General features: G+C 72.2%; 1 protein-coding gene. It reads right to left on the bottom strand.

Annotation, left to right across the window (positions count from 1 at the left end):
- Positions 1-100: 100 nt before the first annotated feature.
- Positions 101-464: sigma-70 family RNA polymerase sigma factor (locus AOK24_RS44640; protein ID WP_240554434.1), on the bottom strand; the 364-nt coding region annotated here is incomplete at its 5' end.

Below are 464 nucleotides of genomic sequence, written 5' to 3'. Positions count from 1 at the left end.
CGGCGGCGACCGGCCGTTTGATCGACATGGAGGCTCCTTGCTTCAGATGTTCCGGTGCAGTAGTCGGGCGCCGGGACCGGTCAGTTCCCGCGAACATGCGTCAACTTCCTTGCGTACAAGGCAACTTGACGTCGACCAGCAGCGCGGAGCGCGCGCGGGAGACCCGGGAGCGCACGGTGCCGACGGGGCAGCCGGCGAAGACGGCCGTCTCCTCGTACGACAGGCCCACCACCTGCGTCAGGAGGAACGCCTCGCGCCGGTCGTCGGGGAGCGTCTCCAGCAGGTCCAGGAGAGCGATCCCGTCCTCGAACCCCGGCACACCCCGGGGCTGGGCGCGCTCCGCCTCCGTCTGCCAGTCGCGGGTGTCGGCGATCCGGGGCCGTACGGCCGCGCGGCGGAAGCTGTCGGCGACCGTGCGGCGGGCGATGGACAGCAGCCAGGTACGGGCGGAGGCGCGGCCCTCG

The sequence above is a fragment of the Streptomyces niveiscabiei genome, from assembly GCF_001419795.1.
In the GTDB taxonomy this organism is placed as follows: Bacteria; Actinomycetota; Actinomycetes; order Streptomycetales; family Streptomycetaceae; genus Streptomyces; species Streptomyces niveiscabiei.
Note: the sequence above shows the minus strand (reverse complement) of the source record. Positions and strands in the feature narration are given on the sequence as shown.